The 22,264-nt window shown below is 73.1% G+C and carries 10 protein-coding genes; 2 read left to right on the forward strand and 8 right to left on the reverse strand.

What is annotated here, in order from left to right:
* Positions 1 to 150: 150 nt before the first annotated feature.
* The 4 genes from AC07OX_RS04270 to AC07OX_RS04285 all read right to left on the reverse strand — a co-directional run bounded on the left by AC07OX_RS04270 (position 151) and on the right by AC07OX_RS04285 (position 16,211).
* Positions 151 to 13,806 (reverse strand): filamentous hemagglutinin family protein, encoded by a 13,656-nt coding sequence (locus AC07OX_RS04270; protein WP_495259979.1) that lies wholly within the window; start codon positions 13,804 to 13,806, stop codon positions 151 to 153.
* A gap of 131 nt (positions 13,807 to 13,937) precedes the next feature.
* Complete coding sequence (locus AC07OX_RS04275) at positions 13,938 to 14,933, reverse strand: FecR family protein (RefSeq protein WP_495273850.1); 996 nt, start codon at positions 14,931 to 14,933, stop codon at positions 13,938 to 13,940.
* On the reverse strand, positions 14,923 to 15,483 hold the full coding sequence (locus tag AC07OX_RS04280) for an RNA polymerase sigma factor (RefSeq protein ID WP_070061200.1): 561 nt from the start codon (positions 15,481 to 15,483) through the stop codon (positions 14,923 to 14,925). Before AC07OX_RS04280 ends, AC07OX_RS04275 begins: the two co-directional genes overlap by 11 nt.
* 5 nt (positions 15,484 to 15,488) lie before the next feature.
* Entirely contained in the window at positions 15,489 to 16,211 is a 723-nt protein-coding gene (locus AC07OX_RS04285; RefSeq protein ID WP_495259981.1) for a secretin and TonB N-terminal domain-containing protein, read from the reverse strand.
* Positions 16,212 to 16,447: 236 nt separating this feature from the next.
* Here AC07OX_RS04285 and AC07OX_RS04290 point away from each other — a divergent pair, with 236 nt between their 5' ends.
* The gene (locus AC07OX_RS04290) at positions 16,448 to 16,819 is read left to right on the forward strand and encodes a hypothetical protein (RefSeq protein WP_495259982.1); all 372 of its coding nucleotides are present in this window, start codon (positions 16,448 to 16,450) and stop codon (positions 16,817 to 16,819) included.
* Between the two features lie 252 nt (positions 16,820 to 17,071).
* On the opposite strand, the gene AC07OX_RS04295 is transcribed toward AC07OX_RS04290, so the two are convergent.
* Positions 17,072 to 17,329, reverse strand: a complete 258-nt coding sequence (locus tag AC07OX_RS04295) for a hypothetical protein (RefSeq protein ID WP_095947032.1) — start codon at positions 17,327 to 17,329, stop codon at positions 17,072 to 17,074.
* Between the two features lie 266 nt (positions 17,330 to 17,595).
* On the opposite strand from AC07OX_RS04295, the gene AC07OX_RS04300 reads away from it, so the two are divergent.
* Positions 17,596 to 17,916, forward strand: a complete 321-nt coding sequence (locus AC07OX_RS04300) for a hypothetical protein (protein ID WP_062482657.1) — start codon at positions 17,596 to 17,598, stop codon at positions 17,914 to 17,916.
* A gap of 9 nt (positions 17,917 to 17,925) precedes the next feature.
* Here AC07OX_RS04300 and AC07OX_RS04305 read toward each other — a convergent pair whose 3' ends face one another.
* The 3 genes from AC07OX_RS04305 to AC07OX_RS04315 all read right to left on the reverse strand — a co-directional run bounded on the left by AC07OX_RS04305 (position 17,926) and on the right by AC07OX_RS04315 (position 22,237).
* Positions 17,926 to 18,423, reverse strand: coding sequence for an arsenate-mycothiol transferase ArsC (locus tag AC07OX_RS04305; RefSeq protein ID WP_495259983.1), 498 nt, complete (start codon positions 18,421 to 18,423; stop codon positions 17,926 to 17,928).
* Positions 18,424 to 18,767: 344 nt separating this feature from the next.
* The gene (locus AC07OX_RS04310) at positions 18,768 to 20,891 is read right to left on the reverse strand and encodes a site-2 protease family protein (protein WP_495259985.1); all 2,124 of its coding nucleotides are present in this window, start codon (positions 20,889 to 20,891) and stop codon (positions 18,768 to 18,770) included.
* The gene (locus AC07OX_RS04315; protein WP_495259986.1) at positions 20,885 to 22,237 is read right to left on the reverse strand and encodes an efflux RND transporter periplasmic adaptor subunit; all 1,353 of its coding nucleotides are present in this window, start codon (positions 22,235 to 22,237) and stop codon (positions 20,885 to 20,887) included. Before AC07OX_RS04315 ends, AC07OX_RS04310 begins: the two co-directional genes overlap by 7 nt.
* Positions 22,238 to 22,264 lie beyond the last annotated feature (27 nt).

The raw sequence follows: 22,264 nt of genomic DNA on the forward strand, positions 1-22,264 counted from the left end.
CGCGGCGACTGTCGTTTGTCACGAAAACTTCATCAAGAAATCGGCACGAGGCCCGGCGCGGTGGGTTTCGCGCACATAAGAAGAAGGGCCTCCGCATGGGAGGCCCTTCTGTTTTTTCCGCCTGCGCGGGTAGCGCAAAGGTTCAGCGCCTCAGCGTTTCAGGCCCCGCTGCTCGCCCGGCGTGAGCGACTGCATCTGCGCGGTCGTGAGCGCGCCCGCGCCGAGCACCTGCACCACGCCCCTGGGGTCGTAGGCCGCGCCGCTGCGCTCGCGGCCGGCACCGCCGCCACCGCCCTCGCCGCCCGCGGGTTCGTTGCCGAAGCCGAGCACGCGCACGGTGAACACCGAGGGCAGCGCCTGGCGCTGCGCCGCGCGGTCGCGCTGCACGGCGTCCTGCGCCGCGGTGGCGGCCTGCGAGGCGGCGGCGCTGGCGTTGGTGAGCGCGCCCACGTTCACCGCCGCCACCACCGGAACGCCGGTGGACTTGCCCTGCACCTGGATGTTCTCGGCGTTGGCCACGCGCAGCGCCGCCAGGTTCACGTTGCCCGACACGCGGATGCCCGCCTCGCCCGCGTCGATGGTGCCCAGCGGCGCGATCAGGTCGATGTCGCCCGGCGGCACCTCGGGGATCGGGTTCAGCGTGGCGATGCCGGCGCCGGTGTTGGGCGTGGTCGGCGACAGGCTGACATTGCCGGCGTCGTCGTACAGGCGCCGCTGCGGCGTGTAGACCACGGTCGACTTGGAGCCGCGCCCGGCGTTGATGTCGCCCTGCGCCGACCAGGCCAGGATGCCGCCGCCGAAGGTGGTGAAGATGCGGCTCTGGCCCAGCAGGATGCTGTCCAGCGAATAGATCTGCACCTCGCCCGCGCCCTGCGTCAGCACGCCCGATCCCTCGCCCGGCACGAAGCCGCCGTCCACCCCCACCAGCGTGCGCCCGCCCGGCACGAGGATGTTCACGTTGCCGCCGAAGTTGGTGTGGATGCCGGCATCGAGCGCGTCGTACACGCCGATGTCGCTGGGCCGGCCGGCGGCCGTCCAGGCGTCGCGCCGCAGGTAGTTCTTGCCGGCCTGCGGGCGCTTGGTGAACGGGTCCGAGCTGCTCGCGTAGTAGTTGGCGCTGCTGAACATGGTCAGGTCGCCCTGGTAGCGGCGCGCGCCGCCGTCGGCGCCCTGCGCGGGGAACAGCGTGGCGATGGCCTCGCGCCCGCGCAGGTAGCTGCCCCGGCGCGGACCGCCCTCTTCGTTGTACTCGCGCCCGCCGGCGCGCAGCTCGGCGAAGTACACGTTGCGCAGGTACACCTGCTGCTGCTCGGGCGGCAGCGCGGCGAAGAAGGCCTGCGCGTCCATGGTGGCGGCGTCGAAGTGGCGGCCCTGGCTGTTGCGCCCGCCGAAGCGGTCGCGCAGCCAGTTCACCAGGTGCAGGCCTTCGGCCAGGCCGAACTCGCGCACCAGGTCGCGGCGCGTGCTGCCGCCGCCTTCGCTGCGCTGGCCGTCGATCTCGGCCTGCTTGCGCTTCAGGTAGGCATCGGCAGCGGCCTCGTCGCCGCCGTAGCCGAACTGCTGCGACAGCCAGCCGGCCAGCGTGAGCTCGCCGCCGTAGCTGTACAGCGCGGTGCCGGGCTGGTCGGCGAAGGGCTGGCCGCTCGCGGCGCGGCGCCTGGGGTCGAGGTAGCGCGCGGCGAAGCCGGCCCAGTCCGGCCCGTCGCGGCCCACGCCCACCGCCACCGAGATGCCGGCACCGCTGCTGCGGTCGCCCGGCTTCACGTTGACGATGGCGCCCAGGCTCTTGAGCTCGCCCTTGTCGGCCATGTACAGCTCGCGGCCGGCGCTCAGTACCAGCTCGCCGGGGCCGGCGATGTGGAAGCTGCTGTTGCGGATGTCGCGCCCGGCCTCCACCACCGACACGTCGTCGGCGTGGCGGTGCACGATCAGGTTGCCGCGCGCCGAGGCGGCGTTCAGCGTCTGCGGCTGCGGCGGCAGCTCCGGCCGGCCGGGGAAGTCGCGCCCGCGCCAGCCCGCGCCCTCCGACGGCACGAGATCGACCTCGCCCAGCGCGGTGCCGGCACCGACGATGTCGCGCCCGGCGCGGATCGCCACCGGGCCCGCCCCTTCGTACCAGAGCCCGTTCGGCGTCGCCACGCCGGTGTTGGAGCCGCGGTAGACGATCGAGCCGGTGCGCAGGCCCACGATGTCGCCCTCCAGCGCATAGAAGCGCGACGGCGGCTGGCCCGCCGGCGCCACGTCGGCCACGCTGGGCGAGGTGAGCGTGAACAGCGGAAAGCGCAGCCACGAATTCTGGCCGTCCAGTGCAATGGAGGGCAGCAGCGCGTCGGCGGCCGTGTTGTGGATCAGCTCGCGGCCGTACCAGAGTTCGCCGCCCAGCGCGGCGAAGCCCGGCTGGAACGGGTCCACCAGCCGCGACGGATCGGCGCCCGAGGGCGTGATGGTGTAGCCCGCCGCGTGAATGGAGTCGCGCGCCAGCAGCTCCAGCTGCGCGGTGCGCTTCACCGCGTACTGCGGGCCGACCGGCGACGGCGCCAGCGTGAGGCTCCAGGGCGACAGCACCGGCCCGTTGCTCGATTCGTCGCGCACGCCCGAGCTCGCGCTGCCGTAGTACAGGCTGCCGCTGGCCGCCAGCGCGCGCAGCACGGCCGGGTAGACGAAGCGGCCGTCGGTCGCCTGGTGGTTGGTGCGATCGCCCAGGTCGGTCCAGCCCAGCGTCGGCGTGAGGTTGCCGCCGGCGCTGAACAGGTCGATCGCGGTCGACGGCGTCCACAGCGAGAACCAGGTCCAGCCTTCGCCGGGGTGCTGCGTGCCGTTGGCGCTGAAGGGCGTGCCGTGCGTGAGCGTGGGCACGCGCCCCGGATCGGCCACGCCGCCGAGCACCAGGTCGCCGCGCGCGTCGAGCCGCACGCCGGCATCGCCGGGAATCAGCACCGGGCCGCCCGAGGCGATCGACGAGCCGGCGACGTAGGGGCTGAGCGCGCGCGAGTCCTTCGGGCCGGGGGTGCCGAAGTCCAGCTCGATGCCGCCCACCGCGCCGCTTTCCAGCCGCAGCGCGCCGCGCAGGTTGGCGAAGACCCCGTTCAGGTCCAGCCGCATGCGGTCGTAGCGCTGGAGGCTGCCGGCCTGCCAGGTGGTGCTGGCGGGCACTGCGCGCACCTCGGGCGCCGGGTTCAGCGTGCCGCCGATGCGCACGTCCAGGTCGCCGCCGCCGGTCAGCAGCAGCTCGCCCGCGCGCGTCACGCGGCCGGTGCTGCCCACGGCGAGATGCAGGCCCTGGCTGCGTGCCACGTAGGTGGCGCTGTGGTCGCCCATCTGCTCCATCATCCCGGCGTTGCCGCCGGTCTCGAACACCAGGTTGCCGCCGCCCAGCGTGCCGATGCCGGTGAAGCCGACCAGGTAGGGCCAGAGGCCGCCGAGGTCGTAGGTCGTGCCCTCGTGGCCCGCGACGTAGCTGCCGAAGTTGACCCACCACGCGGTGGGCACGCCCTCGGCACCCGGCACCACGCTGCCGGTGCCCTGGCGCCACAGCCAGTTGCCGAGCATGGCGCTGGGCATCTGCTTGCGGAACACGCCCAGTTCGTCGGTCGTGCGGCGCATGTTGCCGCGCACGCCGATGGTGTCGCCGCGCGCATCGCCCTGCACGCGCATGCGCAGGTTGCCGCCGTGGTCGGGGTACCAGGCGCGGTACAGGCTCTGGCTGTCGACGAACTGCTCGAAGATGTCGTAGCCGCCGTTGAGCACCGTGCCTTGCGGGCCCTTGGCGCGCGGCAGGTGGAAGTCGGCGTCGTCCGCGCGCGCCGCGGCGCGGGTGCCGGCGGTGTAGATGCCGTAGGGCGAGCGCTGCGTGAAGTCGTTGCCGGCCAGCAGGTCCAGGTCGCCGGTGCCGGTGCGCACCACGCTGAACAGCGGCTGGCGCACGGGGTAGGACTTGAAGTCCCAGACCTCGGGGGTCTCGGAGACCAGGTCGCAATAGCCGATGTCGCACATGCCCCAGGACACTTCCTCCGGCGTGAGGATCACGCCCTTCCCGCCCAGGCCTTCGTCCTCCGCCTGCTGGTTCCAGGACCACACCTTGCCGCCGGAGACCAGCTGCTTCGTGAAGGCGTTGCCGTAGTGCGTGTCGGCCAGCAGCAGGTCGCGCTGCGGCCCGCGCGGCTGCAGCGCGCGGCTGTCGGCGGCCTGCGTGTCGGCACCGGCCACCAGGCGCATCGACCACGACTGCGAGCCCTCGGCCAGCATCGGCGCGATGGCGAAGTTGCGGCCCTGGTTGCCGTCGCCGTCGGCCAGGCGCAGCCGCACCGACGCCGCGCCGCCGGGCAGCACGACCACCGTCTCGGCCGGGATGACGGCGCCGCGCTGCAGCGGCACCTCGCGCGCCAGCACCGGGCCGTTGTAGCGGTAGAACGGCGGCTGGTTGACGTCCAGCACGGCGCCGTCGGGGAACGGCAGCGGCACGCCGACCGGCCACAGCATCGGGCCGACCTTGGCCGCGCCCGCCAGCCGCACGCCGGGGTCCAGCTGCATGTTCGCGCCCAGCACGAGCGGCTGCGCCAGCACGGTGCCGGCCGCATGAAGGACCTGGCCGGACGCATCGCGCACCGCACCGCCGAGCACGGTGCCCGCGGGCAGCGTGTAGCCCTCGGTGAGCACCGCGCGCACCGGCAGCACGGTGCCGGCGGCCAGGCTCATGGCCTTGAGCGGCGCCTGGAAGTTGAGCGCGCGCCCGGGCTGCAGGAAGGTGTTCTCGGCCAGCGTGACCACGCCGCCGCGCGGCACCACCACGTCGCCACCGAAGGGCACGCGCCCTTTCAGCAGCACCCAGCCGTCGTCGTCGCGCGTGGCCGGCAGCGCCGAGGTGTCGAAGCCGTCGTTGATGCTGCCGTGGATCTTCAGGTTGCCGCCCGCGCGCATCACCAGCGCGCCGGCCTCGCCCGAGCCGTAGACGCCGGTGCGCTGCGTGCGCGCGTTGAGGCTGTCGTAGCGGAAGGCCGAGAGGTCGAGGTCGCCGTCGATCTGCAGGTCGCCGTCGGGCGTCCGGCTCACGATCTGCACGCCGGGGCGCAGGTGGAAGGCATCGCCGTAGGCGCGCAGGCCGGCCAGCCGGCCGTCGACCAGTGCGCCGTTGGCCAGCACGTTGCGCATGAAGGCCGTGCTGTCCTCGTGCTTGGCTTGCAGGTAGGCCTGGTCGATGCGCTGGTAGGGCCGCCCGCTGATGTCCGGGTCGGTGCCCGTGGGCGCGTCGTCGTAGCGGAAGAAGCCGTTGACGGTGATCGTGCGCGCGCCCTCGATGCGCTGCGTGCCGCCGGCGTCGATGTCGATGTCGTTGCCGCGCGCGCCGCCCAGGCGCGGCGCGTTGAGTTCCACCGTGCCGAAGGCGCGCGGCGTGCCGTCGGTGCCGGCGCGCAGGTCCATGCGCGCGCCGCTCTCCAGCACGAGGCGGCCCTTGCCGCTGTCGATCTCGATGGTGGCGCGGTTGGGCGCCTCGATGGCCTGGCCGTAGCTGTCCACGCGCAGCCGCGTGCCGTGCGCGTCGAGCAGCGCGTTGCCGGCGAGGGTCACGCCGTCGCGTGCCGCCAGCCGGATGCTGCCGACCTGCACGCCGCCGGCGTCCACGGTGCCGGCCACGGTGAGGTGGCCGCCGTCGACCGAGAGGTTGATCTCGCGCGCCTTCAGCTCGTCGCCCACCACCAGGTCGCCCTGCTTGAGCTGGAAGCTGCGCTCGCCGACCACGCCGCCGTCGGTCAGGCGGCGGTTCAGGCCGGCGAAGTCGGCCAGGCGCTGCGCGCGCACGTCGATGCGCCCGGCCGCGTAAGGCACCGCCGTGCCGCCCGCGTCGTACTCGCCGCTGCTGCCGCCCGCAATGCGGCCCAGCAGCTCGACCTGGCCGGCGCCCGCGCCGAGCGCGGTGACGGCCAGCCGGCCGGCGCGGTTGTTCTGCGCCGACAGGTCGATCTGCGCGCCCTGTGCCTGGCGCACGTTGCCCGTGCGGCTTTCGATCTCCACGTCGCCGCCCCAGCTGTACTTGTCGACGTCGAAGAAGCGCAGGCGCCGGCCGGCCAGGTCCAGCCGCGCGCCGTCGTGCAGCTGCACGTCGCCCTCGGCGCGCAGCACCAGCTTGCCGCTGGGCAGCACCACCGCGGTGTCGAGCGTCACGCTGCGCCCGTCGATGGCGATCTCGGCACCCAGCGCGCGCGACGCCTCCACGTCGGTCGTCGCGGCCGGCTGCATGCCTTGCGGCGCGGCCACGCGCACGTCGCCGCCGGCGGTGTAGCGCATCACCGAGCCGGCCTCGCCGGTCAAGAGTGGCGTGTCGATGCGCAGCGCGCCGCCCGTGCGCACATGGCCCTTGGCCGCCTCGTCCCACGCGCCCTGCGACTGGTAGACCGAGAGCGAACCCTTCTGGCGCGCCGTGACCTGCTCGCTCGCGTTGAGTTGCACCTCGCCGAAGCCCAGCACCAGCCGGTCCATGTCGTGCACGGTGTCCACGCGCATGTCGCGCGCGGCGCCCAGTTCGATGCGCCGCGCGTCGATCTGCAGCCGGCCGCTGCCGGTGCCCGCGCCGCCGGTGGCCACCAGGCCGGGCGGCGTGCGCGTGCCGTTCCACACCAGCGCGTCGGTGTGGATGCGCGCCACGCTGTCGGCATCGCCCCAGCCGTAGATCGCGGGCGTGGTCAGCATCAGGCGCGAGATCGTCGACCGGCCGGTGGCGGGGTCGATGGTCGACAGCTGCGTGGAGCCGAAGAAGTTGACCGCGTCGCGCACGGTGAACACGAGGTTCTCCAGCGCCGGCGCGCCGGTGCTGGTGTCGCCGCGCAGCAGGCGGTCGAGCACCGACTGGTTCAGCGTCAGGCCCGGCGGCAGCGCGCCGCGTGCGGCGGCGTCGCCCAGCGCGCGTTCGCCGCCCACGTTGATGCCGCCCAGCGCCAGCACCAGGTTGCGCGTGCCGTAGCGCGTGCTTTCGCCGAGCGTGAAGGCCTGGTCGGTGGCGGCGGTGATGGTGCCTTCGGAATACAGCCGCGCGCCGGCGCTGCAGCTGCCGCTGGGGGTGCACACGCCGATGTCGATGCGGCCGGGGCCCGTTTGTCCGCCGCTGGACGCGGACGGCGGCTGGATGTCGATCCAGCCGTTGGACACCGCCAGCACGCTGCGCAAGCCCGGCTCGTAGATGTAGCCACGGCGCGAGTCCCAGGCCGCCGGCCCGCGGCCCAGCGTGTCGATGCCGGCACCGGACTCGACGGTGATGCCCGAGTCGCGGCGGTCGGTGACCAGGAACACCTCGCCCGCGCGCAGCACCGCGCCCTCGCGCAGCACGATGCCCTCGGCGGCGCTGCTGAAGCCCAGGCGGTTGGCGTCCCTCAGCCGGTCGGCCGCGGTGGCGTCCTGCACGAAGGTGCCCGCCGGCGCGCCGCCGATGGCCAGCTGCGCGGCACCGATGGCATTGAGGTCGCGCGCATGCAGCGAGGTGCCCTTGAAGTCCGGCGTGGGCGCGGCGCCGTCGCCCAGCACCTCGAAGGAGCGCGCCGTTCCGCCGATCACCAGCGCCGTGCCGCCCATGCCGTCGCCCACCGTGGCGTAGCGCGCGGTGCCGGCGAAGCGCAGCGCGGGTTCGCCGGGCATCTCGCCCGCCGAGCCCTTCAGGCCGAACTGGAAGCGCAGCGCCTTGGCGTCGCGCTCCAGCAGCGGGCGCGGCACGCCGTCGCGCAGCGCCTGCGCCACGGCGAAGTCGGCATAACCGGTCTCGTTGTACTGCGCGTAGGTGCGCAGCACGTCGCCCGGCGTGAACACCGCCTGCAGCGGCAGCGCGTCGTGGATGCCGGTGCCGGCCACGCCCAATTGCGCGGGCGCGGTGTAGGAGCCGTTGCGCATCGCCGTCGCGCTGCCCGGCGCGCCGACCTGCGTGGCCAGCCCGTTGAGCTCGACGCGGAAGGCGCCGGGCAGCAGCGCGTAGGTGGACGGCATCAGCGTGTAGCGGCCCGGCGCCAGGCCAGGCACGCCGGCGCCGACGGTGATCTGCCGGCCCAGTGCCGGATCGCTCGCGCCCTTCTCTGCGCCGAGCGGCGCCTGCAGCGGCTGCACGCCCGGCACGATGGCATAGACCGGGTTGGTGGCCAGGCCGGGCAGCACGAAGCCCTTGCGCTGCGCGCCCACCTGCACCAGCGGGTGCATGCGCGCGTCGGTGGAGCCGCCGCGCCCGGCCAGGAAGGCGGTGCCGGTGAGCGTGCCGCCGCCCGACATGTCGAGCACCGCGCCCTCGCGCACGTCCACCGCGTGGCCGGACAGCGTGATGGCCGGGCCGACGCCGGGCACGCGGTAGGCCACGTCCTTGCCGTTGAAGAGATAGGTCAGTCCGTCCTGCGTGCCGCCGTAGGGCATCAGCAGCCCGTCGGCGCTGACCGAGGTCAGGCTGCCCGCATGCAGCTGCACGGTGCTGGTGGCGGTGTCGCCGAAGACGCTGCCCAGCGCGATGCCGCCCAGCGGCGCGCGCAGCACGCCGCGCTGCTCGATGTGGGCGGCGTGGAAGGTGAGCGAACCGAAGGCCGACTGCGGCATGGCCGGCGTATCGCCCACGCGCTCGATCACCAGCCGGCGGTTCATGTCCATCTCGGCCTGGCGGGTGCCCCACTTGTCGATGACGTTGCGCTGGCCGACCTGCACCAGCCCGCTGTCGCCGGTGGCCGGATAGATCTGCGCCGCCGCCAGCGTGAGGTCGCCCGGCACGTAGAACCTGGCGTTGTTCGAGAAACGCAGGTCGCCGCTGCTGCGCAGCAGCGTGCGGTCGAAGGCGTTGCGCTCCACGACCAGGTCCTCGGGCACGTTGCGCACGATGGTGCCGCGCACGCCCTGCTGCACCATGCCCGCCAGGTCGATGAGCTGCGCGTCCAGCCGCAGCGAACTGCCGGCCGACACCAGCGGCACGCCCAGCGTGCCGGCCCCTCCGCCCGCGTTGCGCGAGCCGAGCACCGGGTTGGGCAGGATGTAGTCGTCGATCTGGGTGCGCCCACTGGCGGCCAGGCGGATGTAAGGCGCAGCCAGCGTCACGCGCGCATCGGGCGCGGACGCCTCGGCCAGGGCCAGCGCGGTGGTGGTCAGGCGCAGGCTCTGGCCCAGCGAGAGATCGACGCTGCCGTCGAAGGACAGCATGCCGTGACTGAGCAGCGACAGGTTGTCGAAGCCGCCGTCGTGGATGCGATCGACGCCGATGCGCGCCGTGCCGTAGGCCAGCGCGCCGTGCGCCTGGCCCGGACGCAGGCCCGCGGCGTCGGCCACCGCGCTGCGGCCCTGCACCTGCGCCAGCAGCATCTCGCGCGGCACGCGCACCGCGTCGTCGACGTTCTCGCCCTTCAGGTTGTAGCGCGCCACCGTGCCGTAGAGGGGCGTGTCCAGGTTCAGCGCCAGCATGCCGCCGGCCGCGCCCGCGCCACCCGCTGCGGCGCGCATGTCGCCGTCCAGGAACAGGCCGCGGAAGGAACTCAGCGCGATGGTGCCGCCATGGCTGGCGACCTCGGTGGCGCCACGGCCCGGCAGGTCGAGCGTCGCCGACGTGCCCGAGGCCTCCAGCCGCGCGCCGGGGCGCAGCACCACGAAGGCATCGGCCGCGTCCAGCTGCGTGGCATCGAGCACGTGGCGCCCGCCGATCTCGATGGTGCCGCCGTTGGCCACCTGGCCGTAGCGGTGGCCGCGCGCGTCGGTGGCCACCACCGGGCGCGCGGCGACGTCGATCAGCGCGTGCTCGCCGATCCAGTACGAGCGCGCGTTGGGCATGCCGTCGGCCAGGTTGCGCGCGTTGCCCATGCCGTGATCGCCCGGCAGCAGCGCGACGCGCCCGCCCCAGGCCGAGAGCGTGCCATCGACCGTGATCTGGTCGTTGCCGCGCAGCGTGAGCGTGCGGCCGGGATCGAGCGCGATGTGGGCGCCCTCGCCCACCACCAGCGGCGCGCGCTGGTAGAGCGTGCCGGCCTCCAGCGTCAGGTCGGCGCCGGCGCGCTGGGTGAGCTTCTGCTTCACCGGATCGTCCTGGTACACCGGCGGCGTCCACAGCGGCAGCGCGATGGACGGGTCGGCGCCGGTGGGCGCGAGCGCGCCAGCGACGGGGTCGAAGCGCTGCACCGGCATGCGCACGTCCACGCGCGCGCCGTCGGCCACGGCCACGCCGTCCTGGCCGCGCACCGTGTACTGCGCGAAGCCGCTGTGGAACAAGTCGGTGTCCAGGCGCAGCAGCGGCTGCACCGCGACCGCGCGCGGCAGCGCGGTGCCCGCGACGATCGGCGTGCCCGCGGGCATCACGGTGTCGGCGGCGGCCACCGTGCCGGCCTTGTACGACGTGGTCTTGGGCGGGATCGGCAGGCCCGAGGGGAACACGTCTTTGGGCAGCACGTAGCCCTGGGCCAGCAGGGTGATGGCCGCCAGCACGCTGCCGGCCGGCACCGTCTGGCCCGGCTCGTAACCCTTGCCGTCGAGCAGGAACGCCTGCGTGCCCGGCGGCACCACCCAGTCGGCGCCGGTGATGACGGTGCGCGCGTTGCTGACGCCGGGTTGCACGCTCTCCTTGAGCGCCTCGCCCGGCAGCGCGCGCGACACCGTGACGGCGAAGTCCATCGGGATCTCGCTGCCGGCGGCGATCACGTAGTCGCCGGCCAGCCGCAGGTGCACGGTGCTGCTGCGCCCGGCCGCGAGCTGCCCGTCGCCGCCGGCGGGCAGTTCGCCGATGCCGATGGCCGCGCCGTTGGCCAGCGTCAGCTTGCCGCCGCCCTTCACGCCGTGGCCGCGCACCTCGCCGTCCATGCGCAGCGTGCCCGGGCCCGCGCCATCGTTGCCGGGCTGGGCCGCCATCAGCGTCACGTCGCCGCCACGGCCGCCGCGCAGTTCGTTGCCGGCCAGCAGGGCCGCGCCGCCCGACACGTCGACCAGGCTGCGCGCGCCGAGCACCACGTCGCCGGTGCTGCGCAGCGTGACCTGTCCGCCATCGACATAGGGCAGGCCCTCGATGCGATCGGGCGACTGCGCGATGTGGCTCCACAGGCCGCGCGCATCCAGCCGCACGCCCTCGCCCACCGCCACGCGCGGCGCGTAGCCGACCGGCAGCACGTCGGCAATGGAGATGTCGACCCAGCTGCCGCCGTTGGCGCTGGCGAAGCGGCTGACCAGGTCGCCCAGCGCGATGCTACCGCCGCGCGCGACCAGGTCGGCCTCCACCGCCACCGTGGGCGCGTGCAGCGCGATGCTGCCGCCGGGCGCGACCGCGAGCGCGGACGTCACCGCCACCGTGTCGTTCGCATAGGCGACGACGCCGCCCAGGCGCTGGCGCTGCAGCCACTGGCTGTCGATGCGCACGTGGCCCGCGAGGTCCTTCGGCAGCGCCTCGCCGGCGGCCAGCGCGTCGGCCAGCGAGGCGGGCGAGATCGGCGCCTCGGCGAAGGTGACGCGGTCGACCCGCGCGGACGGGTTGTCGCGCAGCAGGCCGGTGGCGGCGTCGTACACCGGCGCCACGCCGCCGATGACCAGGCGCCCGGCCAGCGGGGCCGCGGTCTGCAGCTGGCGGTAGCTGTCCAGGCCGGCATCGCGCTTGCGCTGCTGGCGCTCGCCCTGGAACACGGTGGCGTCGATGTCGCCTTCGAGCACCGCGGCGCGCGTGCCGACCTGCACCTGGCCGGCATCGCGGCCCACGGTGTAGCCGTTTTCCAGTCGCTCGCGCGGTGCGATCAGCGGGTTGTAGAAGTAGCCGGTGGTGGTCTTGCCCCAGCGCGCGTGCTCGTCCTCGAAGCCGCGGTACAGGCCGGTGTAGACGATGTCGGCCGGCGCGGTCGACAGGTTGTACAGGCGCCCGTCGGGGCCCTTGAGCCAGCTCTGCTGCAGCCGGCCGGTCTGCACGTCGAGCGTGCCGCCGGCCACGTTGATGCGCGAGCCGCGCTGCGTGACCAACTCGCCGCCGGCAAAGGCCACCGTGCCGCCCGACGCGGCCCATTCGCCGACGGTGTGGCCGTCGGTGTTGAGGTAGCCGCCGACCTCCAGCAGGCCGCCGCCGGTGTACCAGCGCTCGCCGGCGTAGCCGTTGACGCCGGCCGCCACGCGCACGAGGTCGCGGCGGTCGATCCACATGTCCAGGTTGTTCAGGCGCTTGCCGTCGCGGTTGAGCGGCGCGTCGCGCTGCTCGTTGCCCTGCACGTTGATCTTCACGTTGTTCGACGCCATGGCCACGCCGACGCCGACCGCGCCGGCCACGTCGATGGCGGCGCCGCTGGCGACGCGCGTGCGGCGCTCGGCGCGCGCCTGCACCTGGCCGCCGGTGGCCAGGGTGAGCGAGCCGCCGTCGAAGTCGATGTCGCCGGCCGAGTCGATCTTCACCAGCGACTGGTCGCGGCGGTTGTAGCCGCCGTCGCTCAGGCGCATCGAGTCCTTCAGCAGGGTGTCGCGCTGCACGTCGAGCGCGGTCGCGCCGTCGTTCTCCAGCACGATCGCGCTGGTGCTCTGCGGCGCCAGCGTGACGCGCGCCTCGCCGGCCTCGCCCACCGCCCGCAGGTGCAGCGTGCCGCGCGTGTTGACCGAGCTGCTGGACAGCAGCACGCCCTGCTGCTCCACGGTTTTGCCGACCAGGGTCACGTCGCCGGTCGGCGCGGCGATCAGGCCGGTGTTGCGCACGCGGCCGGCGGCGCTGCCGGCCAGGCGCAGCGGATCGACCTCGTTGCCGCGCGTGCTCGAGTCGCTGTTGCCGTCGGTACCCATGCCCTTGCGGATCACGAAGGCGTCGCCGGCGGCCAGCACGGTCTGGCCGTTGGCGGTCGTGATGCTGCCGTGGTTGTGCGCCTCGCGCCCGGCCAGCAGCACGTAGCCGCCGCCCTCGGTCACGCTGGTGGGCCGGCGCGTGGCGATGCGCGCGCCGGGCTCCACCACCACGTCGGCGGTGGCCGCGCCGTGCGTGGCGCCGGTGGCGTGGAGCACCAGATCGTTGGCCAGCACCGGCACCTGGGCGCTGCCGCGCGTTTCGCTGTACAGGCCCCGCTTGAACTGCGCGTCGCTCATGCCCACGGCCGCGGCCACGAGGTTGCGCGTGTCGACCTGGCTGCTGCCGCTGAACACGATGCCGTTGCGGTTCACGACCATCACCGTGCCGTCGGTCTGGATCTGCCCCTGGATCTGCGAAGGCCGAGCCTTCGGGTCGTTCACGCGGTTGAGCACCGACCAGCTGGCCTGCTGGTCGAACTTCACCGTGGTGTTGCGCCCGACGTTGAAGGTCTCCCAGTTGAGGATCGCCTTGTCGGCCGTCTGCTCGACCGTGACCACGGTGCGGCCCGCGGCCTGGCGCTGCGAATCGGTCGTGAGCGGGCGCGCGTTGTGCCAGCCGGCGGTGAGCGCGTTCGTGTCGACCTTCAGGCCGCCTTCGGCCAGGCCGTCGGGCACCGACGGATCGTGCTGCGCGGCGGCGCGCGCCGCGGCCTGCGCCGACTGCTGCGCCGCGATGGCACGCGCCGCCAGGTTCAGGTTGCCGAGGGACTGCTGCAGCTGTTCATTGGCACGCTGCTGCTGCGCCTGCGGCCCCGCGAGCATCGCGGCGGGCAGGCCGTTGGGCAGGCGGCCGGTGGCGAGCGCGGTGCTCTGCGCCATGTTCTTCTGCGCCATCCAGGCGCCGCTGAACGCCTGCTGCGCCTGCGCGCCGTCGAACGCGGCGCCGCCGGCCAGCAGCAGCGCGATGGCGCGCACCAGCGGCGTGAGCCGGACCTGCGCGAATGCGGCGGACGAATAAGAAGAAGAGGACGCGTTCGGCGGATTGCGCCGGGACACCGTGCGGCGGCTGCTGCGTTGCATGCGGACTTCCATGGGTTCGTGTTTCGTTGCTCGATCGGGGCCACGAAGCGCAAGGGCCCGTGGACTACCGAGCTATGACAGCGAAGGTCCGGCGCGACTGCACCATGTCACGAAATCTTCACGAACGCACTTCAGGCGCTGGCGGCGCCCAGCAGCACGATGCCGCCGGGCAGCTGCGTGAGTTCGGCGCCGTACACGTCGCGCACGAGGAAGGCCACGTCGTCCAGCCGGTCGATGGAGAAGCTGGCCTGCACGCGGCTGCGGCCCAGCGCCTCGTTCGTGAGGATGAGCCGGCCGTGGCGGTAGCGGTTGACCTCGGCCACCACTTCGGACAGCGGCACCTGGTCGAACACGAGCTGGCGGCGGCGCCAGGCGACAACCGGGCCCGTGTCCACACCGGTGACGACGCCGAGCCCCGCGGGGCCGTAGCGCAGCTGCCGGCCTTCGTCGAGCCGCGCCTGCTGCGTGCCTTGCGCCACGTCGACCTGGCCCGCCAGGCAGGTCACGCAGACCTCGCCGTCGAGGTGGCGGATGTTGAAACGCGCGCGCGTCGCCGACACCGTGCCGCCGCCCGCCGCGACCGTGACGCGCGCCGACGCCGGGCCGCCGGCGAGCACCTCGGCCTCGCCGGACACCAGCTCGATGGCTTCGCCCGCGCTCTCCGTTGTGCCGTGCCGCAGGTTGATGCGCGTCTGCGTGTTCATCTGCAGCACCACGCCGTCGCCCATGGCGACCTCGCGCTGCTCGCCGGTGGCGGTGCGGTAGTCGTCGCCCCATTCGGCGACCGAGGGCCACAGCGCCAGCGGCGGCGACACCGCGAGGTAGGCGACCGACGCCGCGACCGCGCCGCCCAGGAAGGCACGGCGTCCGGGCACCGGCAGACGGCGAGCCGCCTCGCGCGCTTCCTGCTGGCGCACGCGCTGCGCGGCCGGCGCCATGGCCTGCCACACCTGCCGCGCCTGCACGAAGGCCTGCGCGTGCTCGCGGCTGCGCGCGCACCAGCGCCGGAAGGCCTGGGCGTCGTCTTCGGTGGCCTGTTGCGAGCCGAGCCGCACCACCCAGGCTTGCGCTTCGCGTTGCAGGGTCTGCTTCATGGCCTCGGTCGCCTGGGATTCTTCAGCGGTCATCATGGGGAGACTGTTTTCCGGCGCCAGGACCGAAGCGCTGGATGAAATCCCGGCCGAGCCGCTCGCAGCAATGTTCCAGGCCGGCGCGCAGTTCCTTCTCGACGGTGCGCGCCGACACGCCGTAGCGCGCCGCGATGTCCTTGTGCGGCATCTCGTCGACGCGCGCGGCCAGCACGATGGCGCGGCGGCGGCGCGGCAGCTCGGCCAGCGCGCGCTCGAGCGCCTCGAGCTCGTTGCGCGCCTCGGCGCCGCGCGCGGGGTCGGCGGCCTCGTCGGCCATGTCGTACAGCGCCTCGACCTCGCCCACGCTCAGCAGCCGCGCGTTGCTCTTGCGCTGGTCTTCCGCCACGTTGAGCGCAATGCGGAACAGGTAGGCCGAGGGGTAGCGCACGGCGCTGCGCACGGTCGAGTTCTCCACGCGCAGGTAGGCCTCCTGCAGCGCGTCGTTGGCGAGGTCTTCCGAACCGAGGCGGTGGTGCAGGTGCTTGCGGAACTGCGCATAGCGCGCCAGGAACAGCGCACGCAGCGAGGCCTTGATCGATTCGGACATGCGCCTCAGCCTGCGCGCGCGCGCAGGTACGGCCGGCAGTCGCGCGCCGGATCGGGGCGCGGCGTCAGCAGCAGCGTGACGGGTTGCGGCAGCGCGGCCGGCGGCGGCGTGTCCAGCCCGAGCGTGCGCAGGCTGGCGAGCACCGTGGCATCGCGCGCCGGCACGCCGCTGCCCTCGAGCAGGCGGGCCTCGGTGACGGCGCCCGCCGGGTCGATCCACAACTGGACCGCGAGCCGGTAGCGGCCGAAGGCGTCGGGCTGCGCGATGCACAGCACGCGCGTGACCGCGCCCTGCAGCACGGCCGCGTAGGCCTGCAAGGCCGGGGCATTGCCGGCCGGGGCGGCGCCCGCCGGCGCGCGTTCTTCGGGGACGGCGGTCGCCGACTGTGCGGGCACGAGCGTGAACGCGCTGGCGCCGGTGTAGCGCGCCACCAGCCCGGTGCCCACGAGCATCCGCTGCAGCGCGTCGCGCGGCGCGAAGTCGCCCTGCACCGGCGACGCCTCGCGGCCGTCGGTGAGGCGGCTGGTGACGAGCACCGAATGCCCGGTGAGGCGGCCGAAGACGGCGAGGGAGCGTGCCAGCGGCTGCGCCGGCAGGTCGAAATGCAGCGCCGGCGCGTCGCTCGCCATGTCGTCGGCTGCCGCGGCGTGGGCGGCGCACATCACCAGCGCCATGACCAGGCACCAGGACAGTGTCAGGCCACCGCCCGATGCGGAAGTACGTGTCATGTGACGGAGGATCAACAGCAGCAACGAAGGGTCTGGAAAGCGGCCGTCCGCCGTGCGGCCCGGGTGAGCGTGCGGGCGAGACTAGCGACCGTGCATGACCGACATGTGACGTTTCGTTCACACTTCCGAGCTCGCGAGATTCCGTCTTCTTCCTGACTTGCGCGCGGTCCAGACTGCCGGGTTGGCCGTGATCGCGGTACGGCGTTTCTTCTTCTTTTTTTTCCTGGGGTGCAACGATGCGCGTCGGTGTGTGGCTGTTCGGCGTGATGCTCTCGGTGATCGGCACTGGCGCGGCGGCGCAGACGCCGCCCTCCGGTGGCGGCGAAGCCGACGGCAGCTGCGTCGAAGTGGTGGTGAACGGCGAGCGCACGCCCGCCTACGACTGCCTGACCCGCAAGCTCGCGCCCACGATGCCCGCGCGCGGGCCGGACGACGCGGCGCCCGGGCTGGCGTCGGAAGCGATCACGCAGCGGCCGGGCAATCAGCTGGGGTTGTTCAACCGCGCGGCGACCGGGCATCGCATGGGCAACACCTTCGGCACCTCGGTGCATCCGCAGCGCCCGCCGCCGGCGGTGTACACCTCGCCGCTGCTGCCGGCGCGGCCCTGAGCTGCAGCATGTGGGAAAAGAGGCCGGGCGTTCAGAGTTGCTGGGTCACCAGCACCACGAACCCGGCCAGCGAAATGGCGGCGCCCATGGCTTTCCTGAAGGTCTTCAACATGTCGTGTGCTCCATCGGTGAGATCCGTGAGCCTCGATGGTGCGCCGCTTGCGGGCGCAGCGGGTTTGGCAATGCCGATGGCCGGGATAGAAAAACTTCAACCGCAAGTGCGGCGGGTGCGGCGGGTGCGGATGAACCCGCTCAGCTCGCCCGTGCGCCGGTCCGGGCTTCGGCGAGCGACAGGCGCTCGCGGGCGAACTGGCTGGCCCGCAGTCGCACGCGCGCGAGCGCGGCGTCCAGCGAGGGCTGTTGCATGAAGACGAGCACGCCGCGCTTGAGCCCGCGCAGGCGGAGTTCGGCCACGCCGGCATAGCGGCCGCCGGTGGTCTGGCGGATGTCGATCTCGCTGGACCAACCGTCGGAAAGTTCGACGAAAAGATGTTGCTGTGTGGCGCTCATGTCAGTGAGGAGCTTAGGGCTACTGCCGGCGCCGCCCTAGGACATAGTTCCTAGGTATTAGCATTTAATTTCGTTTAATAACAATTTCACGCGCTTCGCGCAAAGGGACACCATGTGTGAACATCCGCATGACTTTCGGCACTCGCGCCGAAACAGCGTGCCATCTAGGATGGAGCGGCCGTGATCCGTCTCCCTCTTTCTGCGCATCCTCCCGACCGGCCTGCCCTGCAGGTCGACACCGTCCGCCCCGATTTCCGCGCCGCCGCATGAAGGACGAGATCCACTCCGCCGAGCACCTCTACACCATCGAAGTCGAGGGCCGCAACGTCACGGTGCGCGACGTGATGGTGGCGGCATTCACCTACCGCATCAAACTCGAGGAACTGCTCGGCTCGCCCCGGCAGGTCGCGCACTGCTACCGGCTCTGGCGCCGGCTCGAGCGGCTCGACGAACCGCCCATGACCCGCCTGGACATCAAGTACGCCACCGCCTGGCGCGACGCGCATGCGCAGGCCTGGCAGGTGGCGCAGGTGTTTCTCACCGACCCGCACACCAAGACCTTCGTGCTGCGGCTCGCCGCTCCCTAGCGGAGCGCGTCAGCGCATGTGCGCCATGTCGCGGATGTCGGAGCGCAGCGCGCTGCGGTCGGCGCCCACGAGCGGCAGGTTGACCAGCAATTCGAGCCGGCGGCGCAGCGAATACAGCACCAGGAGCGCGCCATGCGCCGCGTCGTCCGGGCCGGCATTGGCGCCGGCCACGTCGGGGTAAGGCCACAGCGCCGCATCGGGCTGGCCGGGCCAGCGCGGCTGCAGCGGTTCGAGCGCGGGGTCGAGCGTGATGACGACATCGGCGTTGTGCGATCCCGCGCGCGCCAGCAGGTCCCAGCTGCGCGGCGGCGAGGTCGGCAAGGCCATGCCGGCGCTGCCCAGTGCCTCGACGGCCGCGGGGTGCACGTCCGCCGCCAGCCGCCCCGGCTGCCCGCACGAGCGCACCGAAAAGCGCTTCGCATCGAGGTGGGCAAGACAGGCCTCGGCCAGCACGCTGCGCAGCGAATTGCGCCGCGAGACAAAGACAACCTCGATCCGTTTCTGCATGGTCGAACGACTATAGCCACGCCGTGTGGCAGGTGGGTGCCGAAGCACAGGGACCCTCTTGTGGACGCCTGTTTACCCCGGACCTGCAGACATGACAAATAAGTGTAAACACTCGTAAACCTTGCGGGATGGGTCGGCGTTAGAACCGCATGACAACCGACCCCTCCCTCGTTGTGCTTGCTTTCCTGGTCGGTCTTGCCGCGGGCGTGACGCTCATGAGCATGCTGGCAGTCCTGCGTTCCGACCAGGACCGCCTGCCGCGCTCCGAGCACACCCGGCTGTAAGGCAGACCGCGGGCATCGCCTGCCGGCACATGGCCGGCCGGCGCAAGCGGGCGCGCTTGTTCAGAACCCCGACTGCTCGATCAGCACCGAGGTCGCCGCATGGATCCAGCGGCGGGCCAGGCTCTCGCGGGTGCCTTCGAAATGCGCGCGCACCTCGCGCACGCCATCGACCGGCGCGTCGTCTTCTCCCTCCACCGTCACGCGGAACCAGGCTTCGGCCGGACGCAGGTCTTTCTTCTGCGCGGTCGGGTTGAGCGCGATCGGGCCGCCGTGGTCCTGCGCCAGCAGCAGGTGCGGCAGCCGGCGCACCGGGCTGTTGTCGATGGCGCGCACCTGCCCTTCGAGCTTGCGCGTGCGGCCCTTCACGAGGATCACCGCGCGGCTGCCGGCAGCCAGGCGCTGGCGGTCGTGCTCGGGCACCAGCGCTTCCACGCGCCAGCGCCGGCCGTCGACCACCATCGCCATCAGTTGCGACGGCGCCACCCACGTGCCGGACTGCAGCAGCGGATCGACGTCGCGCAGCGTGCCGCCGTGCGCCGCCACCAGCCGCAGGCGCAGCAGCTCGGCGTCGCGCGCGCGGCGTTCGGTGTCCCAGCGGCTGGCCTGCTGCTCGGCCAGCACCTGCTGCGCCGCCGGTCGTTCTTCCAGGCCCATGGCGCCGCGCGCCGCGCGCGCGTAGGCGCTGGACATCACGCGCGCCTTCTCGCGCTCCTCGGTCTGGCCGGGCGCCTCGAGCGTGACCAGCGACTGCCCCGCCGCCACGGCCGCGCCGTCGTTCGCTTCCATCGCCGCCAGCCGCGCCGCGTAAGGCGAGAACACGGGCTGCTCGACGCCCGCCCGGATCACGCCCGGCGCCGAGATGCCGCCGTGCCACGGCACCAGCAGCACGACCGCCACGAGCGCGAGCAGCAGCGCCGCGCCGAGGCGCCGCCGTGGCTTGATCTCGCCGCGCCGCGCGTGCCACACGCGCAGCTCCGCCATCACCGGCCGCACCACGAACACGCCCATCTCGACGATGAAAAGGAACACACCCAGCGCCTTGAAGAACGCGTGATAGACCACGACCGCGATGCCGATGAACAGCACCAGCCGGTAGACCCAGGTGGCGAACGCGAAGGCGATGAGAAAACGCCGGAAGCCCGGCGTCAGCGTCTCGGGCGACGGATCGTCGAAGCCCAGCAGCCAGCGCCGCAGCGCGCGCTTCGCCTGCTGGCCGGCACGCTCGTGCAGGCCCGGAAAATCGAGCGCGTCGGTCAGCATGTAGTAGCCGTCGAAGCGCATGAAGGGACTGGCGTTCACCGCGAGCGTCAGCACCCAGGCCGTGGTCGCCAAAAAGAACAGCGCATTGCGCAGGTCGCCGTCGGGCATGAAGGCCCACAACAGCGTCGACCACGCGGCCAGCACCAGCTCGGCGCAGATGCCGGCCGACGCGATGGCCAGGCGGTGCCGCGAGCGCGCCAGCTTCCAGCTTTCGCCGGTGTCGGTGTAGGCCATCGGCCACATCACGAGCAGCGCGACGCCCATGTGCCCCACGCGCACGCCGTGGCGCGTGGACATGAGCGCGTGCCCCATCTCGTGCAGCAGCTTCGACACCACGAGCGCGCCCGCAAAACCCAGCACGCCTTCCCAGCTGATGGCGCCGCGCAGCTGGGCCGCCACCGTGTCCCACTGCCGCGCGGCCAGCAGCATGCCGACGCCGGCGGCCAGCGCGCTGAGCGCCACGAACCAGCGGCTGTAGAGCCACTCGACCCAGGGCAGCATCTTCTCGAGCAGCCGCGCCGGCCGCACCAGCGGAATGCGCACGAACAGGTAGTTGTTGAGCAGCCATCGCCAGGCCGGCATCGGCGGCTTGCGGCGCACGGTGCGCAGCAGCTGGTGCTGTTCGAGAAAGCCCTGGAAGCGCGCCACGTCGTCGGCGTCGGGCGCCAGCGGGGTGTCGCGTTCGATCGCCTGCGCGATGCGCGCGGCGTCGGCCATCGGCCAGCGCTGAAGGATCTCGAACTCGAGCCAGCCGATGCGAAAGAACAGGTTGCGCACCGGGTCGCACACGTGCCAGGCCGGCGAGCCGTCGCCGTTGGCGCCGGCCGGATGGATCTGCAGTTCCTCGCGCAGCGCCGGCCACGGCGGCGGCGCTGCAGCACCCGCCGGGGCGCCACGGCCTGCGGGCGCCGTGCCGCTCAGCACCCGCACCACTCCCGCGCCGCCGCGAACGGCCGGCGCAGCAGCAGGTAGCCGAGCACGGTCCACTCGCCCGACACGCGCGCCGTGCCGCGCAGGCCGATGCGCGCCACGCCCGAGGGTTCGCTCAGGTGGCCGCGCAGCTGGTAGCTCGCCACGCCGTTGGGCGCCTCGACCGCCTGGTAGCCGGCGTGATCGAGCCGGGCCGACACCGGGTCCAGCGGCGCCACGCGCAGGAACAGCGTCATGGGCGCGCCCGGCGCCAGGTTGACCGCTTCGCTCACCGGTGCCCAGGCCTGCACGCCGAGCACGGCCGGGTCGGCCAGCAGCCCGACGCGCTCGCCGGTCTGCACCGGGCGGCCGGCCCAGTCGTCGGGGTCGGAGTACACGAACACGCCCGCGGCCGGCGCCTTGATCTGCAGCTGCGCCACTTCGCGCTGCAGCGCACCCACCTCCACCTCGCGCTCGCGCAGCTTGCCTTCGGCCAGGCTCAGCTCGGCCTTGGCCGACTGCGACTCGATGGCCCGTTGCGAGGCCTGGTGCAGCTCCAGCCGCGCGGTCGACAGCGCCGCGCGCGCCACGGCCAGGCGGTTGTCCAGCGTGGTGTCGTCGAGCTCGGCGATGGTCTGGTCGGCCACCACCGGCGTGTTGGGCGGCACGGTCATGCGACGGATCACGCCGTCGCGCGGCGAGGCGATCACCTGGCTGCGCGTGGAGATCACCTCCGCCTGCAGCAGCGCGTACTCGCGCACCGGCACCAGCAGCGCGAGCGGCAGCAGCGCCAGCGCCCAGCGCAGCGGCTTGCGCGCCCAGGCTTCCTGCAGCAGCGTGCCGATGGAGCGGCGGCGCCCGGTCAGTGCCCACCACGCATGGCCGTACATCGCGGCGGCCTGCAGCAGCAGGAACTCGGGCGCCTTGGCGTCGAACTCAGTGGGCCACGGCGCCTCGCGCGCCAGGAACAGCGCGGCGCGTGCGCGGCCGTCGGGGTCGGCCATGGGCAGCACCCACACCTGGTCGGGCAGCCAGTCGGCCCATGAGGCGGCGAGCGCGGGCGGCAGCATGCCGGGCGACAACGCCAGCACGCGCGCGGCGGCCGGCAGTTCGTCCAGCCGCGCCTTCAGGTGGTCGGCCACCGAGGCCAGCCACAGCGCATAGGGCGAGTCGGACTCCACATCGGCCAGCCCCGAATGCGCCACCAGCCGCGTGCGGCGCGCACCGAAGAAGCCGACCAGCGCGGCCTGCCGGTACGGCGCGATCGCGTGGGTCTCGTTGCAGATCAGAAAGGCCAGGTCGGCCGGACGCTGCGCCGCGCGCACCTTCGCGGCCAGCGCATGGAACGCGAGATCGGTCACGACGCTCCGCCCTTGCCGCGCGCGGCG

This window comes from Variovorax sp. GW821-FHT09D07 (genome assembly GCF_059416345.1).

Coding starts and splice junctions, on each gene's coding strand:
- AC07OX_RS04300 (WP_062482657.1), top strand. CDS start 17,596: ATGAAGGACGAGATCCACTCCGCCGAGCACCTCTACACCATCGAAGTC.
- AC07OX_RS04270 (WP_495259979.1), bottom strand. CDS start 13,806: ATGCAACGCAGCAGCCGCCGCACGGTGTCCCGGCGCAATCCGCCGAAC.
- AC07OX_RS04305 (WP_495259983.1), bottom strand. CDS start 18,423: ATGCAGAAACGGATCGAGGTTGTCTTTGTCTCGCGGCGCAATTCGCTG.
- AC07OX_RS04280 (WP_070061200.1), bottom strand. CDS start 15,483: ATGTCCGAATCGATCAAGGCCTCGCTGCGTGCGCTGTTCCTGGCGCGC.
- AC07OX_RS04295 (WP_095947032.1), bottom strand. CDS start 17,329: ATGAGCGCCACACAGCAACATCTTTTCGTCGAACTTTCCGACGGTTGG.
- AC07OX_RS04290 (WP_495259982.1), top strand. CDS start 16,448: ATGCGCGTCGGTGTGTGGCTGTTCGGCGTGATGCTCTCGGTGATCGGC.
- AC07OX_RS04275 (WP_495273850.1), bottom strand. CDS start 14,933: ATGACCGCTGAAGAATCCCAGGCGACCGAGGCCATGAAGCAGACCCTG.
- AC07OX_RS04285 (WP_495259981.1), bottom strand. CDS start 16,211: ATGACACGTACTTCCGCATCGGGCGGTGGCCTGACACTGTCCTGGTGC.